Source organism: Psychroserpens sp. NJDZ02, assembly GCF_004843725.1.
Taxonomy (GTDB): Bacteria; Bacteroidota; Bacteroidia; order Flavobacteriales; family Flavobacteriaceae; genus Olleya.
The window spans coordinates 616,240-633,482 of the sequence record NZ_CP039451.1; the positions used below are offsets into that span (position 1 = coordinate 616,240).

Below are 17,243 nucleotides of genomic sequence, written 5' to 3' on the forward strand. Positions count from 1 at the left end.
AGATGAATAAAGTAGCAGTAATAATGGGAAGCAATAGCGATATGCCAGTCATGCAAGACGCTATAGATATTTTAAAAGATTTTGAAATAGATATTGAAGTTGATATCGTATCTGCACATCGTACACCCGAAAAATTATTTGAATTTAGTAAAAACGCACATAAAAGAGGGATTAAAGTAATTATTGCGGGTGCTGGTGGCGCTGCACATTTACCAGGTATGGTAGCCTCTTTAAGTCCATTACCAATTATAGGCGTCCCTGTAAAAAGTAGCAACTCTATTGATGGATGGGATTCTGTATTATCTATCCTTCAAATGCCTGGAGGAGTTCCTGTAGCTACAGTAGCCTTAAACGGAGCTAAAAATGCTGGTATCCTAGCAGCACAAATTATAGGCGCCTCAGACCCTTTAGTTTTGGACAAAATAATAGCTTATAAAGACAATCTAAAATTAAAAGTAGAGCAAGCAGCTGAAGCTATTAAATAGTTGAAAATAGAAAACCCCAACTAAAGTTGGGGTTTTCAATCGCTATTAATCTTCTGTATGAGGTTAATATAATCTCACATCAAAAAAACCTAGTACAAATTTGCCACTTGTCCCTCTAATAGTAGAAATAACACCTCTCAAATCTTACGCTTTCGATAAAATGCATAAATAACCGTCAAAACACTGTTTTTGTGCAAAAAAAAGCCCCAAACTAAGTTTGAGGCTTCCATCGCTATTATTTTTCTATACATATGGGTATAAATACTCATATCAAAAAAACAGTTGCAAAAACGTTACTTTAATTTATAAACTCTCATAGTTGTTCAAAAACATTTTTTATTTTAGTTTAAAGGAGACATTAATACGATGAGTAACAGAAAGAGAAAAAAAACGAAAAAAAAAAGCCTCAGAAGTATCTGAGGCTTTTTATCGCTATTAATCAATAATTTTTAAGTGAGTAACCAGCTCACGGGAAAAAATCTATGCGAAAATAGACATTTATATAATTAATATGCAATAAAAATATTAATTTTAACAAAACATTTATACTACAACGTTATAATGAACATACTTTTAAAACCTTTTACTACAAATTTTAACACGGCACCATTTCAATCTATAAAAAACGAGGACTATAAACCTTCGATTTTAAAACTTATTGAAGAGGCTAAGCAAGATATTGATGTCATAGTTACCAATACTGATGCACCAACGTTTGAAAATACAATTGAAGCCTTAGAATTTGCAGGACAACAATTAGATCGTGTCACGAGTATATTTTTCAATTTAAATTCAGCTGAAACAAACGACGAGATTCAGAAAATAGCACAAGACATCTCTCCTATTTTAACCGAGTTTGGAAATGACATCACCTTAAATCAAGCCTTGTTTACTAAAGTTAAAGCAGTTTTTGATTCCAAAGACAGTTTAGACTTAACTACAGAACAAAACACATTATTAGATAAAAAATATAAAAGCTTTTCTAGAAACGGAGCCAACTTATCTGAAGACAAAAAACTAAAATTAAGAGCTATTGATAAACAATTAGCAAGTATTAAATTAAAGTTTGGCGAAAACTTATTAGCAGAAACTAATGCTTTTGAAATGCTATTAACCAAAGAAGATGAAGTTTCTGGTTTACCTGAAGGCGCTAAAGAAGCTGCCAAACAATTAGCAGAAAGCAAAGACAAAGACGGTTGGTTGATTACATTAGATTATCCAAGTTACATTCCGTTTATGACCTATGCTGACCGTAGAGATTTACGCGAAAAATTAGCAAAAGCTTCTGGGGCTAAAGGTTTTAAAAAGGACGTTTTGGATAACCAAAGTAATGTTTTAGATATTGCCAAATTACGTTTTGAACGCGCTAATCTTTTAGGCTATCAAACACATTCGCACTTTGTATTAGAAGAGCGCATGGCAGAAACGCCAGAAAAAGTAAATACCTTTTTACAGGAGTTATTAGTAAAAGCTAAACCTGCTGCTGAACGTGAGTTTGCCGAATTAGAAGCTTTCGCAAAAGAACTTGATAACATTGATCAATTACAAAAATGGGATTCTGCTTACTACTCGGAAAAATTAAAACAAAAATTATTTAATTTAGATGACGAGCAACTTAAGCCTTACTTTAAATTAGAGAATGTCATTGATGGTGCTTTTCAAGTCGCAAATAAATTATTTGGGCTTCAATTTAAAAAAATTGACACCATAGATAAGTATCATGAAGATGTTATGACTTTCGAGGTTTTAGATGAGAATAATGACTTAGTCTCTATATTCTACGCTGATTTTTTTCCGAGAGCTGGAAAACGAAATGGCGCATGGATGACCTCTTACAAACCTCAATTTATTAAAGATGGTATTAATGAAAGACCACATATCTCTAATGTTTGTAATTTTACGAAACCTACCAAAAGCAAACCGTCTTTACTAACGTTTAATGAAGTCACTACTTTATTTCATGAGTTTGGTCATGGATTACACGGCATGCTTGCTAATACAACCTACCCTAGTTTATCAGGAACAAGTGTATTTTGGGATTTTGTGGAGCTACCAAGTCAAGTCTTGGAAAATTGGTGTTATGAGAAAGAAGCATTAGAACTTTTTGCTAAACACTACGAAACCGGCGAAATCATCCCAATGGACTTAGTTGAAAAAATTAAAGAGAGTGCAACGTTCCAAGAAGGCATGCAAACCTTAAGACAATTAAGTTTTGGTCTTTTAGATATGAGCTGGCATGGTATAAACCCATCAGACATTACAGATGTAAAAATGCATGAATACAAAACCTTTGAGGACACTAACTTATATCCTGACGTCAAAGAAAACTGTATGAGCACTGCTTTTGCACACATCTTTCAAGGCGGGTACTCTTCTGGGTACTATAGCTACAAATGGGCAGAAGTTTTAGATGCAGATGCCTTTGACTACTTTAAGGAAGAAGGTATTTTTAATAAAGACGTAGCCAAAAAATTCAAGGATAATGTATTGTCTCAAGGTGGTACAGAAAACCCAATGGTATTGTACAAACGTTTTAGAGGCCAAGAACCAAAACCGGAAGCGTTATTAAAACGTGCAGGACTGATTAAATAATCAAGCAGCACTCTTTATAAATCAAGCCACTCTCAACTTTGTTAAGCGTGGCTTTTTTAATTCACAAAATTAAACTTTCAATAATTACTGAAAGTTTAAAAATAAGTTATATCTTTGTGTCATGGAATATCAAGAAGCAAAAGATAAATTTATTAGTACTTGGGGAAGTTTAGGTTCTTTATGGGGAATAAACAAAGCTATGGCACAAATACAAGCGCTTCTTTTTATATCCACTAAACCATTATCTATGGAAGAGATCATGGCAGATTTAAAAATTTCTAGAGGAAATACAAGTATGAATCTAAGACAATTAATGGATTGGGGCATTGTAACCAAAACATTAGTTGCTGGAGAGCGTAAAGAATTTTTTACTACAGAAAAAGACGTACAAGAATTAGCAAGAATTATTGCGGTAGAACGTAGCAGAAGAGAAATCAAACCTGTTGTAAAAGTACTAAGCGATGTGTCTAGTATTACAGATGATGGCACAGCAAAAACTAAAGAATTAATTAAACAAACAAAAGCACTTCATGAGTTAACGGAAACTATGGACGTGATGATAAATAAATTGGTAAATCAAAAACAAAACTGGATTACTAAATCTTTACTTAAACTATTCAAATAAAAAAATTTACTATTAACTTTCAATAATTTCTGAAAGTTTTATAAAATCAATAATTATGAGAAGCATTTATTTAATTAACAAATTTACGCTAATAGTAACACTAGCACTTTATCTAACTATTTTCTTAGGATTCTATGCACAACTAGTATTAGGAGCACTTCAAGTAATTAGTGCACTAGGTATTACTTCTTTATGGAATAAATTATCTATTCAAAATAAAACACACTTAAAGATTTATTGGTTTTTAACACTAACCTATGGCTTAGGATGGATACTTATAGATGACATTAACTCTGGTCTTCTCGTTGTACTTACCATTGTAATAATACCAATGAGTATTGCCGTATATTTTGTAACAATACTTCACTCAATAACAACAAAGGAATCATAAAAAGCACATTGAACTAAGAGCAAATCAGCCATTTATTTATAATTAAACTTTTCCGACTAGATCTAGTTAAAGACTTGGTTATTCATTATAAATATATGCCATTAAATAAAACGCAGGACTTATGAAAACAATACTCACAGCACAACTTGATCAGTCAGAACAAAACAAAATAGAAATGGTTGACTTTTATAACGAAGCAACAGAAGATTATGAGTTTTGGAGTAAAGATTTTAATATGCATTTTGGATACTACATTCCTTTTAAAACAAGTCCTTTTAAAAGAGATGTCATGTTAAACCAAATGACAAACCAAGTAATCAGTCGCTTTAATTACACTAATAAAAAAGCAACTTTAATTGATTTAGGTTGCGGTATGGGAGGATCCATGCGATATGCTATTAAAAAACATAAGAATCTGACCGCTTTTGGTGTCACACTATCTGACTTTCAAGTTAATAAAGGAAACACATTATTAAAAGGCTTAAAAGGAACAATCCTAAAAGAAAACTACAATAACACCTCGTTTAAATCTAACAGTTTTAATTCGGCTTTAGCCATAGAAAGTTTTTGTCATTCTGGTCATAGCAAAACAGCACTAAAAGAAGCTTACCGTATCTTAAAGCCAGATGGCAAATTAGTTATTGCTGATGCTTTCTTGAAAAAAGAAGAAACAGAATTATGTTACGGTGGTAAATACGCGTATCACAAACTGTGTAGTCATTGGAGTTTAGAAAAGTTAGAAACTAAAAACAATATAGTTAAAAAGCTTCAATCTGTTGGCTTTACAAATATCAAAATAGAAGACGCTTCGCTTAGAGTAGCTCCTTCTGTATTACATGTTCCGTTTACAATTATGAGTTTCTTCATAAAAAACATCATAACCCTGAAAGGTTTAAAAAAAGAAAGTCTGCATAACTTACAAGGATCTTTCTATGCGCTATTATCTGGACTGCACATGACAAGCTTTGGGTATTACATTATAACTTGTACTAAATAAATTAAAAATGAAAACAATAATTATAGCAGGCGGTACGGGATTTTTAGGACAAGTTTTAAAAGACCACTTTACAAAACAAAATTATACTGTCTTCATTTTAAGTAGACACCCAAAATCTGAAAACGAAATTTATTGGAATGGAACAGAATTGGGTAATTGGACTAAACATTTAGAAAATGCAGACGCATTAATAAATTTAGCAGGAAAATCTGTGGATTGCAGATATACAGATAAAAACAAAAAAGCGATTTACAATTCCAGAATTGACACCACCAATTTGCTTGGATTAGCAGTCAACTTATGTGATAATCCACCTAAGTATTGGTTAAATTCCTCCACTGCAACAATATATAAAGGATCACTGGATAGACCAAATACTGAGAAAACCGGAATTATAGGTGATGACTTTTCCATGAATATTGCTAAATCCTGGGAGCAAACTTTTAACGCCATAACAACCCCGAAAACAAAAAAAGTAATCTTACGCACCTCTATTGTATTGGGCAAAAAGGTGGCGCAATAATCCCTTTAAAACAATTGACCCGTTTTGGATTAGGCGGTAAACAAGCCTCTGGAGATCAAAAAGTAAGCTGGATACATGAAGCTGACTTTACTAGTGCTATTCAGTTTTTAATGGATCAGAATTTAGAAGGCGTATTTAATCTTTGTGTGCCTCAACCGACAGACAATAAAACACTGATGCAAAGTTTAAGACAGGTTTTAAAAGTTCCGTTTGGTATTTCACACCCTATTTGGCTTTTAAAAGTAGGAGCATTCTTTATAGGTACAGAAACAGAGTTGGTTACAAAAAGTAGAAATGTACACCCTGAAAAACTACTTCAACATGGCTTTACGTTCAAGTTTATAAAAATAAAAAACGCCCTAGAAGACTTATTAAAAAAATAAAACTTACGCTTTATTCTAATTTCACTATTTTTAGCCTGAAAAAGAAAAATTATTTATATGCCTAATCACAAAATAGATCCCAACAAATGGATTGATTTATACAGCGATTACCTGTTTAATTACACCATCACGCGTGTTAATGACAGAGCTATCGCTCAAGATTTAGTCTCTGAAACATTTTTAGCTGGTCTAAAAAGCATGAAAAATTTTAAAGGCGAAGCTAGCGAACGTACATGGTTAGTTTCTATCTTAAAAAGAAAAGTCATTGATCATTACCGTAAAATCAACTCTAACAAAGGAAAAGCAGAAGTTAGAATGTCCTATAATAGTGACAGCGAAACTGAAGGTGATTGGTTAGAGGAACGCGTTGCAGATCCCTACGATAAAACAGCTGAAGACCAAATTGAAAATACAGAGTTAGCCGATGCCATTGAGAATTGTTTATCAAAATTACCGAAAAAGCAAGCTCAAATATTTGAAATGAAAACGATTTTAAATTATGAAACGGAAACTATTTGTAATGAATTAGAAATTACTGCGTCTAATCTATGGGTTATAATACACAGAGCCCGAGTATCTATGGCAAGTTGTTTACAAAATAATTGGTTTTAAAAATGAAGAATAAATTTATGATTTCTTGCGAGGAATCCGGTCACATTTGTGACAAAGCACAATATCACGAAGCGTCACTATGGGAAAAAGTGAAGTTTAAATTTCATGCTTTAATATGTAAAGTATGTAGGCAACATTCCAAAACTAATGGTAAGCTTACAGCTTTAATCAAAAAAGTAAAATCGAAAAACTTATCTTCTACAGAGAAAGATACCATTAAATCGTCTTTTGAAAAAGAATTAAACAAGCACCAACACTAGCCAAAAAACAGGCAAAGCTTCTAACCAAAAGGACGTATAATATTTGGTTCTATTTTGGTTAGCAAATAGTATAAATACACCTAACACTAAACAGACTATTACTTGTGTTATCAAATAGTCTGTTTTAATGGTGTCTTTAAAAAATTCTGAAACATAAAAGATTAGTAACAGCACAAATCCTAATAGTTTTGTACGCTTCACTCCTATTTTCTGAGGTATTGTCGCCAATTTTAGACTATCATAACGTAAGTCTATAATTTCAAAGGGCAACATTAAAGCAATTACGAATATAAAGATTTGTATTACGGACACGATAACATCCTCACTAAAGCTAACTTGGTTATTTACTAGTGGCAAAATAACGGTCACGCCACTCCACACCAAAGCAATAACATATACTTTTAAACCACTAATATCTCTTAGATTTTGTTGCGTATCCAAATACCATTTTTTAGGTAAAAAAGGAATGGCATATAAAAAAGTAACACCTCCAAAAATTGCAATCAAAATCAACGCCTCCTCCGCTAACTGTAAAGCATAATAGCACATTAAAATAAAGCAACCTAAAGAAAACACTTGTGTAACGCGTAACCAACTAGCCAAACTTCTATGGTGCCACTTGGCAATTCCAAAATACTTTACAAAATTATATCCCGTTATTGTGGCATAAAAATTAAACCACAGCACACTACTATCATAATCTACTTCAAACTTTTTTAGAGTCACCCAGCTTAATGCATACACTGCCAAAGCAACATGAACGCTGCTATTTATGTAAAAATCTAAAAGTTGTTTTAACGCCTTCATTAGGCAAAAATAATTAATCTGTTAATAAAGGAGCTTAATAGTTGAAAACTTTCAATTTTTAACAAAACTTTCTATTAGATTTTGTTAATTTTGCAATCATTAAAAAAGCAACTATAATTTATTGTCAGTCCTTTAAAATAGGACATTAACAACACAACACAAATGAATACAAACGCTTTCGCATTACGTCACATTGGTCCTAGAGAAAATGATCAAAAACTAATGCTTCAAACAGTTAATGCAGATTCGATAGAACAACTAATTTCTGAAACCGTTCCTGCACCAATTCGTCTTAAAAAAGAGTTACAATTAGACGAAGCAATGACAGAATATGAATACTCAAATCATATTAACAACCTGTCAAAACTTAACAAAACTTATAAAACCTATATTGGATTAGGGTACCACCCTACAATTCTACCGGCTGTTATACAACGTAACGTTTTAGAAAACCCGGGTTGGTACACAGCTTACACGCCTTATCAAGCAGAAATTGCGCAAGGACGTTTAGAAGCATTGCTTAACTTCCAAACCATGATTACCGATTTAACAGGAATGGAATTAGCAAATGCCTCTTTATTAGATGAGAGTACTGCTGCTGCAGAAGCTATGAGTTTGTTATTTTCGGTTAGAGCACGTGATCAGAAAAAAGCAGGAATCTGCAAGTTTTTTGTAAGTGATGCTATTTTACCGCAAACACTTTCATTATTACAAACCAGAGCAACTCCAATTGGAATTGAGCTAGTCATTGGTACTGAAGCAACATTCGATTTTTCTTCAGACTTTTTCGGAGCTATTTTACAATACCCAGGAAAAGATGGTCAAATTACAGACATCAAAACTTTTATCGAAAAAGCAAATGCTAATAACATAAAAGTAGCAGTAGCTGCAGATATTTTAAGTTTAGTAAAATTAGAAGCGCCAGGTAAATTTGGTGCAGATGTGGTTGTTGGTACTACACAACGCTTTGGTATCCCAATGGGTTACGGAGGTCCACACGCCGCTTATTTTGCAACTAAAGAAGCTTACAAACGTGATATTCCTGGTCGTATTATTGGTGTTACAAAAGACGCTAATGGTAACAGAGCATTACGTATGGCTTTACAAACTAGAGAGCAGCACATTAAACGTGATAAAGCAACCTCTAATATCTGTACTGCACAAGTATTATTAGCTGTTATGGCTGGTATGTACGCCGTGTATCACGGACCAAAAGGGTTAACGTTTATAGCTAACAAAGTACATAATGCAACCTCTACTTTAGCCGACGCCTTAACTAAAATGGGAATCGAGCAAGTAAACACTGCCTTTTTTGATACCATCCAACTTAAAGCGAATGCGCCTGCAGTAAAAACAATTGCAGAACAGCGTGAGGTTAATTTTTATTACCCTAACGATACTACAGTAACGGTTTCTCTAAACGAAACGACTTCTGTAAACGATTTAAACGAGATTATTTCAATTTTCGCTGAAGCGGAAACAAAGCCGGCAGTAACCATAGATAGTTTTACTGACGCAAACAATATTCAAAATTCAATCCAACGTCAAACAGCCTTTTTAACTTTAGACGTTTTTAATACGCACCATTCTGAAACAGAATTAATGCGTTACGTCAAAGGATTAGAGCGTAAAGATTTAGCTTTAAATCACTCTATGATTGCACTTGGGTCTTGCACAATGAAGCTGAATGCAGCCTCAGAAATGCTTCCATTAAGTAATCCAAACTGGGGAAGTATACACCCATTTGTGCCAATAGATCAAGCCGAAGGTTACCAACAAATGTTAAAAGCATTAGAAGACCAATTAACGGAAATTACAGGTTTTGCAGGGACTTCTTTACAACCAAACTCTGGTGCTCAAGGTGAGTATGCTGGGTTAATGGTTATTAGAGCGTATCACGAATCTAGAAATGACCATCACAGAAATATCTGTTTAATACCAAGTTCTGCACACGGAACCAATCCTGCAAGTGCAGTTATGGCCGGAATGAAAGTGGTTGTTACTAAAGCAGACGAAAATGGAAATATAGACGTTGAAGACTTACGCGAAAAAGCCGAATTACATAAAGATAATTTAGCGGCCTTAATGGTAACCTACCCATCAACACATGGTGTTTATGAGTCTGGAATAAAAAATATCACACAAATAATACACGATAATGGTGGTCAAGTCTATATGGACGGTGCCAACATGAATGCGCAAGTAGGCCTAACTAATCCAGGGAGTATTGGTGCAGATGTTTGCCACTTAAACTTACATAAAACGTTTGCTATACCTCACGGTGGTGGTGGACCTGGTGTTGGACCAATATGTGTGGCTAAACAATTAGTCCCATTTTTACCAACCAACCCAGTAATCAAAACTGGAGGAGATCAAGCTATTACTGCTATTTCTGCTGCGCCTTTTGGATCAGCGTTAGTCTGTTTAATTTCTTATGGTTACATTAAAATGTTAGCGACAGAAGGTTTAAAAAAATCAACTGAAATTGCTATTTTAAATGCTAATTACATCAAGCACAGATTACAAGGCGCTTATGAAACGTTGTACTCTGGAGAACAAGGTCGTGCAGCACATGAAATGATTATAGACTGTCGTCCGTTTAAAGCAAATGGTATCGAAGTTGTAGATATTGCTAAGCGTTTGATGGATTATGGTTTTCATGCACCAACAGTATCTTTTCCGGTTGCAGGAACCATGATGATTGAGCCAACTGAAAGTGAAAGCAAAGCAGAAATGGATCGTTTTTGTGATGCCATGATTTCTATTAGAAAAGAAATTGATGCTGCATCAAAAGATGACCATAATAATCCGTTAAAAAATGCACCGCACACATTAGCGATGTTAACAAGTGACGAATGGCTATTACCTTACTCTCGCGAGAAGGCTGCCTACCCACTTGACTACGTGATAAACAATAAGTTCTGGCCTTCTGTACGTCGTGTTGACGATGCTTACGGAGACCGTAATTTATTTTGCACTTGTGCACCTATTGAAGCATATGTAGAGGCAAACTAAGCGTTGAACATCGTAAATAATTAATCAATTAAAATTGCCTTTAATTTTTACTGCTTATCTTAGCAGATAAACAATTAAAGGCAATCCTTTTTTTATGAATATTAAGATTACAGGTACAGGAAGTTATATACCAAGCACTATAGAAAAAAACGAAGATTTCTATAATCACGAATTTTTAAATGCTGATGGTTCTAAAATAAATAGCCCAAATGAGGTTATCGTAGAGAAGTTTAAAGCGATAACAGGTATTGGGGAAAGGCGCTATGCTAAACCTGAACTATCAAACTCTGACATTGCTTTTTTCGCTGCAGAAAAGGCTATTGCAAACGCAAACATTGATAAAGAAACTTTAGATTATATTATTGTAGCACACAACTATGGTGATGTAAAAACCGGGTCTGAGCAAAGTGATACCGTACCAAGTATAGCTTCTCGTGTAAAACACTTATTGAAAATTAAAAACCCAAAATGTGTTGGTTACGATTTACTTTTTGGTTGTCCAGGATGGATAGAGGGCGTTATACAAGCCAATGCTTTTATTAAAGCAGGGATCGCTAAACGTTGTTTAGTTATTGGTAGCGAAACCTTATCTAGAGTGATAGATGCACATGATCGTGATTCTATGATTTATAGTGATGGTTCTGGTGCTGTTATAGTTGAAGAAACCGCTGAAGAAGGTGGTATTTTGGCTCACGAATCTGCAACTTTTGCTTATGACGAAGCGCATTATATTTTCTTCGGAGAAACGAATAAGCCTGAAACCGATAGTCAACGTCGTTACATTAAAATGTTTGGCCGTAAGATTTACGAATTCGCTTTAACAAACGTACCTCTAGCTTTAAAATCTTGTTTAGAGAAAAGTGGCTACGATATAACGGATGTTAAAAAGATTTTGATCCATCAAGCTAACGAAAAAATGGATGAAGCTATTGTAAAACGTTTTTACAAATTGCATAACATGAAAATGCCTGAAGGTATAATGCCTATGAGTATTGGTACACTTGGTAATTCAAGCGTTGCAACCGTGCCTACTTTATACGATTTGATTTTAAAAGGTCAATTAGAAAACCAAGAGATTAACAAAGGGGATGTAATCCTTTTTGCTAGTGTTGGTGCAGGTATGAATATTAATGCTATAGTTTATAAACAATAAAAAGCTGAACCCGTTTCAGACGAAACTCTATTTTTGTGTACGAACAAACCTTTCCGCATAAACGCTTTAAACTAACCTATCAATTTTTAGAAAAACATATTTCTAAATCCGAGACAGTGTTAGATTTAGGTGTCGAAAACCCGTTTACCAAAATTTTAAAAGACAATGCATTTGTAGTTGAAAATACTAAAGGTGAAGATCTAGATTTTGACACCGCTACTATTAAAAACTCAGATGCAACAGTAGTCACAGCTTTTGAGATTTTTGAACACCTATTAAATCCTTTTACTGTTTTACAAAGTATAAAAGCAGACAAATTAGTGATAAGTGTTCCGCTTAGATTATGGTTTGCTTCTGCTTACAGAAGTAAAACGGATAAATGGGATAGACATTATCACGAGTTTGAAGATTGGCAATTAGATTGGTTATTAGAAAAAACGGGATGGAAAATTATAGACAGACAAAAATGGACCAATCCAACAAAAAAACTAGGAATTAGACCTATTTTAAGATGGTTTACCCCTCGATATTATATTATTTATGCCGAAAGAACTTAAGAAAATCTAGTCATTGCGAACATAGTGAAGCAATCTTTTCATTAAATTAAAATCATTTAACTTTGAATTTTAAATACTAGACCTTGAATTTCAGCATTATTATTCCAGCACATAACGAAGAATCTTCTATTGGATTAACGCTACAGTCTTTAGTAGACCAAACGTTACTTCCTAAACAAATTGTGGTGGTTAATGATAACTCTACGGATAATACCAAAACGATTGTAAAGGACTTTCAGAAACAATATGACTGTATCACTTTAGTTAACGTTACGTCATCAAACAAACACTTACCAGGTACTAAAATAATCAATGCCTTTTACAAAGGTTATGAGGTTTTGAATACCAATTACGATGTACTTTGTAAATTTGATGCCGATCTTATATTTCCTTTAAATTATTTAGAAACATTAGCCCTTCATTTTAATAAAAGTAAAACCATTGGAATGGTTGCTGGCTATTGTTATATTGAAAAAAACAACGATTGGGTTCTAGAATCTATTACAGGAAAAGACCATATTAGAGGTGCACTTAAAGCTTACCGAAAAGATTGTTTTGAAGCTATCGGACAACTTAAAAGAGAGATGGGCTGGGATACTATTGACGAGTTGTTAGCGAAATATAATAAGTATGATATTGTCCTGGACGACACATTACACGTCAAACATTTAAAACCTACAGGTGCAAGCTACAATAAAGGTGCAAAATACTTGCAAGGTGAAGCGATGTACAAAATGCGCTACGGTTTTACACTGACACTTATAACAGCCTTAAAAATGGGCTTAAAAAAGAAAAGCTTTCGCTACTTTAAAGATTATATTATTGGCTATCTAAAAGCTTCCAGAAACAAACCCGAACAACTAGTATCAATTAAAGAAGGTCAATTTATCAGAAACCTAAGATGGACTGGTGTTAAGAAAAAATTATTTTAGAAAACGTTGATCTGACAATACTGAAGGTCAATTAAATAGTGAAAGCATCATTTTTTAAAGTTTTTTTTTAACAGCTTCAACCTTTCACCTTCTCTCTTTTGCCTTATACTTTTAAAACAATCTAAAAACTCCAGCCTTTATAATCACTTGAAGCTTCTAATCTATTCTCTGTAACATCATCTAATTCTGAAAAGAAATCAATGCCTGTTAAATCCTCAATAGTATCAACTGAGGTTACAAATTTATATAACGGCTGATCAGATTCTTGATGATCCATTAAAAATGCGATAACTTTAGTTTTACCAGAATTATTATCTATTAATACTTTATAAAATTGATTAGGTACAGCTACTTTTTCTGTTCCAATAGTTTTCATTTCTCCTTTTAGAATTCCTCCAGAAACTACAAAAACACCATCATACTTACTGGCCCAATACCGTGTCTTTTGTTCTAACCTGTTCCAAACACCAGCATTAAAATCATGTCGCTGCGGAGAAACATTACTCGTTAAAAAAGTTTCGTCATGTGCTGCTTTACTATATTTTCTATCCCCTGCAGGACATAAATGCCCACGATCATACCCTGATTTTTTATAGTTACGCCAGTGTGCTGCTCCAGTTTTTACTGCTTTATCCACTTCAAAATAAGGTCTTTTAAAGTCGTTCTTTGATAAATGGCTTTTTTTAAGTTCATAAGCCACCCACTCTGCTTGCTCGTGTGGTTCGCTATAACTTAAACTATAACCATCATGATGCACAATTTGCCCCGTGGTGCTTGTTGGTAAAAAGTATTCGTTTGTATCAGATTTTACAGTAGCGCCTTGTTCGACAACTTCCGTTTGATCTCTTACATCTAAATATTCTTTTGTACCGTAAGTCGCTATTATGATTAATGCCGTTAATAAAGAGTATTTAGTTTTATTAGACATTATTGCTTTATAAATTTAAGCTTTAATTTTTGACCAGAATTTTGAGCTATTTCAGCAATATAGATGCCTGTTTTTAAAAATGAAAGATCAACTTCTTTAGAATCTACGTCATCTAATACTTTTATTTTTTGACCTAATATACTGTAAATAGTTATAGCTTCAATATTATTTAATGCTGTAAAAACTAAAGCCTCCTTATCTGCATTATAATACAATCCCGCTGCCTCAGTATTAAAATCACCTGCAGACAAACTTTTTGCCGTTTGATAAACAATAGAAAATCTAGACTCGTCTTCACCTTCATTTAAAGTTAACGTTACAGGATTAGATTTTATATCATAAAACATGTTAGTTTCATTATCTTTTAAATAAATAGTTTCGTTAGTAGGAAAATTTAATGTTCTATCAATATCAAAAGTAAAGTCTCCTGAGTTTGTGATAGCAATCCCTAATGGAATTTCATCTGAAATATCAAAACTATGCAGGCCTTGAATGCACATTTTCTTCTCAATTATTGGCCAATATGCTTCGTTTGGCAATTCATTAAAAGACTCGCTATCATAACCGTTGTCATAATCCGCACTAGCATTAGTATCATACCCTAAAGCGATTGTCGATTCGTTATTTTGATGGTCTTTAAATTTAAGCCAAAATATAATGCGATCATCTACTGGAGTGGTCTGTGCCGATCTATAAAATGTAGATTCACTTAAAGATTCTCTAGCGAATACACGTTGACTATTACTAAACTGAATGGTCCCGGTATTTTGAATTTTTACAAAGAAACCCTGCCCAACTGCGACTGCATCTTCAGGAGCTCCTTTGGATGACGCGCTGCCTGTAGAAGGTAATGATGGCGCTTCTGTACCAGTTAGGTTATTACGAGTAGCGTAACCTCCTTGATAATCGGCTAATATATGTGTGTTATTTTCCTGAAAATGCTCATAAAGATATATAGACCCTTCAATTATAGTTGAATTATCAGCAATAAATTCCTTTGCACTCATTGCCGATGGATAAGGGTTACCAACCAAAACTTGATTCCCGCTAATGGCAGAGATACTATAGTTTCCGTCATTTGCTGTACCTCTAAAAACATAAGTCTGATCTGTCGTTGGTGTTGGCGTCGTATTACCTGAACCTTTCATAAGATATCCCATTGCTGGAGTTATCGCAGTCGTTGGTGCTATATGGTTCCATCCATAATAATTATCTATTAAATCGTTAAAAGTATATAACCAATAACTGCTTAATTCTATTGGACTAGCCAATGGATTAGCATCATATCCTCCCGTAAATCCAACTGGTCCAGCTTCGGTTTCTAAATAACCAACTTGCCAATCACCACTTCTATGCACTGGTGCACTCCAGTAATTATAATTATATAAATTAAAAGTCCCTTGTTGTCTAATTTTTAAATCACCACTTCCTGTATTTAAAGAAACTCCTGTATGATTTTGGATTAACTGAGCTTCTCCTAATAAATCTATGACTCCTTCATTAAATATGCCATTGTCCACTTCTAATAAGACACCATCATTAACTTGTAATGTTGCTCCCGATTCTACTTCGACTTCTCTAATATGTGCATCTGCAGTTAAAACAGCTGTACTTCCGGTTTTAACCGTCAACTTTAAACAAGAATCTGTAGTATCCGGTGCATTTGAAGTACCTGAACCGTTAAAAAAAGTGGTTCCGTTCCAAACAATTTGATCCGTATATCGTAATGTGAAATAATCAGCGTCGGAAAATGATACTCCAGTTGCTGTCGCTGTTGTACCTGAAACAGTCAAATTATAAGACGTCGCACTACTAAAGTTACTATCATTATCCACCACTAATTGTAAATCACCACAAATAGCTGCGATAGACATACCTGAAATATCAAAAGACATGGTTACTGTGCCCAAATCTCCAACTTTACTAACTCTCCATTTAGAATTAAGTTGATCGCTATAATTAGAAGTATTGGTGACAAAACCATAACTTGGATCCTTACTCTCCTCTCCCCAGAATAAAAAATCACCATTAGATAATGCTGAAGGTGTATTAATTCTTACAATACCGGTTCCTTTAGAATCTGTATGACTGCTCCCGTCTGTCGCTTGACCTATACCTGCAACGTCATGATCAAAATCTCCGTTTGCAGGATTGTCTTGAGTATAAAAGTCGTTACTTGTTAATGACCGATTAAATTTTGAAGACAAATAATTATCTATAATAATACGTTGTGATGCATTTACTTTTTCTTTAAAAACAACGACCTCTGTAATACCACCTGAGAAACCATTAGTACTTGTTGTATATCCTCCTAAATTAAATCTTTGAGAACTATGAGAATTATAAGTAGAACTTCCCGCAACTGTAGCAAGTAAATCTTCGTTTCGATACAACTGCTTACCTGTTGTAGGATGTGCATCATAAGACCATATAGAATAATCTAATAAGCCAGTCAAGCCTCCGACCTGGATTCGTCCATCGGTACCACAACAAGCACCTATATCAAAATAAACAGTACCATTCCAAGGGATATGATTAGAAAACCTAGTAGAACCCACTAATGGATCTGTAGTATAAACCACTGACCTCTGAGAGGTATTGTTAGCCTTTGCAACCGTAAACGAAGAGGCTTGATTTGTAACAAAATTTGATGTGGTTAACGTTAATCCTGTTCTAAGTCTATTAGCGCCATTAAACGCTATTTCGTTATAACCATTTATTGTAGCTATATTTAATGTGGGTCTAAGAGTCCCCGTCTCGCTAATATCAAAAGCTGCAACTCCTGCTGAATTCGACCAAGTATCTATTAATGAGCCTGAAGTCGAAATACCATTATCCGGACGATACCATATAATTAAACTTGAACTACCATCATCGGATCCAACTCCACCTGGACCGGTTTGAGCAAATAAATATGTAGGTAATAAAAATGCGAAGAGCATTATTGATAATAAAGATTTTTTTAACATGCTAATAATAGTTT

16 protein-coding genes are annotated in these 17,243 nt (G+C 34.0%); 13 read left to right on the top strand and 3 right to left on the bottom strand.

Going from position 1 to position 17,243, the window contains the following annotated elements; genetic code table 11:
• Positions 1-2 precede the first annotated feature (2 nt).
• From purE to E9099_RS02810, 9 genes are all read left to right on the top strand, one after another.
• The gene (gene purE / locus E9099_RS02775) at positions 3-485 is read left to right on the top strand and encodes a 5-(carboxyamino)imidazole ribonucleotide mutase (RefSeq protein WP_136582200.1); all 483 of its coding nucleotides are present in this window, start codon (positions 3-5) and stop codon (positions 483-485) included.
• A gap of 561 nt (positions 486-1,046) precedes the next feature.
• A complete protein-coding gene (locus tag E9099_RS02780; RefSeq protein ID WP_136582201.1) occupies positions 1,047-3,077 on the top strand; it encodes a M3 family metallopeptidase in 2,031 nt (676 codons plus the stop codon).
• Between the two features lie 121 nt (positions 3,078-3,198).
• Positions 3,199-3,702: a GbsR/MarR family transcriptional regulator gene (locus E9099_RS02785; protein ID WP_136582202.1), complete on the top strand. Its 504-nt coding sequence runs from the start codon at positions 3,199-3,201 to the stop codon at positions 3,700-3,702.
• A gap of 55 nt (positions 3,703-3,757) precedes the next feature.
• A complete protein-coding gene (locus E9099_RS02790) occupies positions 3,758-4,093 on the top strand; it encodes a hypothetical protein (protein ID WP_136582203.1) in 336 nt (111 codons plus the stop codon).
• A 121-nt stretch (positions 4,094-4,214) separates the two neighbouring features.
• Complete coding sequence (locus E9099_RS02795; protein ID WP_136582204.1) at positions 4,215-5,090, top strand: methyltransferase domain-containing protein; 876 nt, start codon at positions 4,215-4,217, stop codon at positions 5,088-5,090.
• A 7-nt stretch (positions 5,091-5,097) separates the two neighbouring features.
• Positions 5,098-5,613, top strand: coding sequence for an NAD-dependent epimerase/dehydratase family protein (locus E9099_RS19660; RefSeq protein WP_317130641.1), 516 nt, complete (start codon positions 5,098-5,100; stop codon positions 5,611-5,613).
• 14 nt (positions 5,614-5,627) lie between these two features.
• The gene (locus E9099_RS19665; protein ID WP_317130642.1) at positions 5,628-5,996 is read left to right on the top strand and encodes a DUF1731 domain-containing protein; all 369 of its coding nucleotides are present in this window, start codon (positions 5,628-5,630) and stop codon (positions 5,994-5,996) included.
• A gap of 57 nt (positions 5,997-6,053) precedes the next feature.
• Positions 6,054-6,608: a sigma-70 family RNA polymerase sigma factor gene (locus E9099_RS02805; RefSeq protein ID WP_101017327.1), complete on the top strand. Its 555-nt coding sequence runs from the start codon at positions 6,054-6,056 to the stop codon at positions 6,606-6,608.
• 2 nt (positions 6,609-6,610) lie between these two features.
• A complete protein-coding gene (locus tag E9099_RS02810) occupies positions 6,611-6,868 on the top strand; it encodes a hypothetical protein (RefSeq protein WP_240788945.1) in 258 nt (85 codons plus the stop codon).
• Here E9099_RS02810 and E9099_RS02815 read toward each other — a convergent pair.
• The gene (locus E9099_RS02815; protein WP_136582205.1) at positions 6,848-7,675 is read right to left on the bottom strand and encodes a hypothetical protein; all 828 of its coding nucleotides are present in this window, start codon (positions 7,673-7,675) and stop codon (positions 6,848-6,850) included. The genes E9099_RS02810 and E9099_RS02815 overlap by 21 nt on opposite strands.
• Positions 7,676-7,837: 162 nt before the next feature.
• On the opposite strand from E9099_RS02815, the gene gcvP reads away from it, so the two are divergent.
• The 4 genes from gcvP to E9099_RS02835 all read left to right on the top strand — a co-directional run bounded on the left by gcvP (position 7,838) and on the right by E9099_RS02835 (position 13,332).
• Positions 7,838-10,690 carry an aminomethyl-transferring glycine dehydrogenase gene (gcvP, locus tag E9099_RS02820; protein WP_136582206.1) on the top strand — a complete coding sequence of 951 codons (2,853 nt, stop codon included), beginning with the start codon at positions 7,838-7,840 and terminating at the stop codon, positions 10,688-10,690.
• Positions 10,691-10,784: 94 nt separating this feature from the next.
• Complete coding sequence (locus E9099_RS02825; protein ID WP_136582207.1) at positions 10,785-11,843, top strand: 3-oxoacyl-ACP synthase III family protein; 1,059 nt, start codon at positions 10,785-10,787, stop codon at positions 11,841-11,843.
• Positions 11,844-11,878: 35 nt separating this feature from the next.
• Entirely contained in the window at positions 11,879-12,400 is a 522-nt protein-coding gene (locus tag E9099_RS02830; RefSeq protein WP_136582208.1) for a class I SAM-dependent methyltransferase, read from the top strand.
• A gap of 83 nt (positions 12,401-12,483) precedes the next feature.
• A complete protein-coding gene (locus E9099_RS02835; RefSeq protein ID WP_136582209.1) occupies positions 12,484-13,332 on the top strand; it encodes a glycosyltransferase in 849 nt (282 codons plus the stop codon).
• Positions 13,333-13,453: 121 nt separating this feature from the next.
• Here the strand turns inward: E9099_RS02835 and E9099_RS02840 are convergent, their stop codons facing one another.
• Together E9099_RS02840 and E9099_RS02845 are read right to left on the bottom strand one after the other, a co-directional pair.
• On the bottom strand, positions 13,454-14,260 hold the full coding sequence (locus E9099_RS02840; protein WP_136582210.1) for a DNA/RNA non-specific endonuclease: 807 nt from the start codon (positions 14,258-14,260) through the stop codon (positions 13,454-13,456).
• Positions 14,260-17,229 (bottom strand): T9SS type A sorting domain-containing protein, encoded by a 2,970-nt coding sequence (locus E9099_RS02845; protein ID WP_168800705.1) that lies wholly within the window; start codon positions 17,227-17,229, stop codon positions 14,260-14,262. Before E9099_RS02845 ends, E9099_RS02840 begins: the two co-directional genes overlap by 1 nt.
• Positions 17,230-17,243 lie beyond the last annotated feature (14 nt).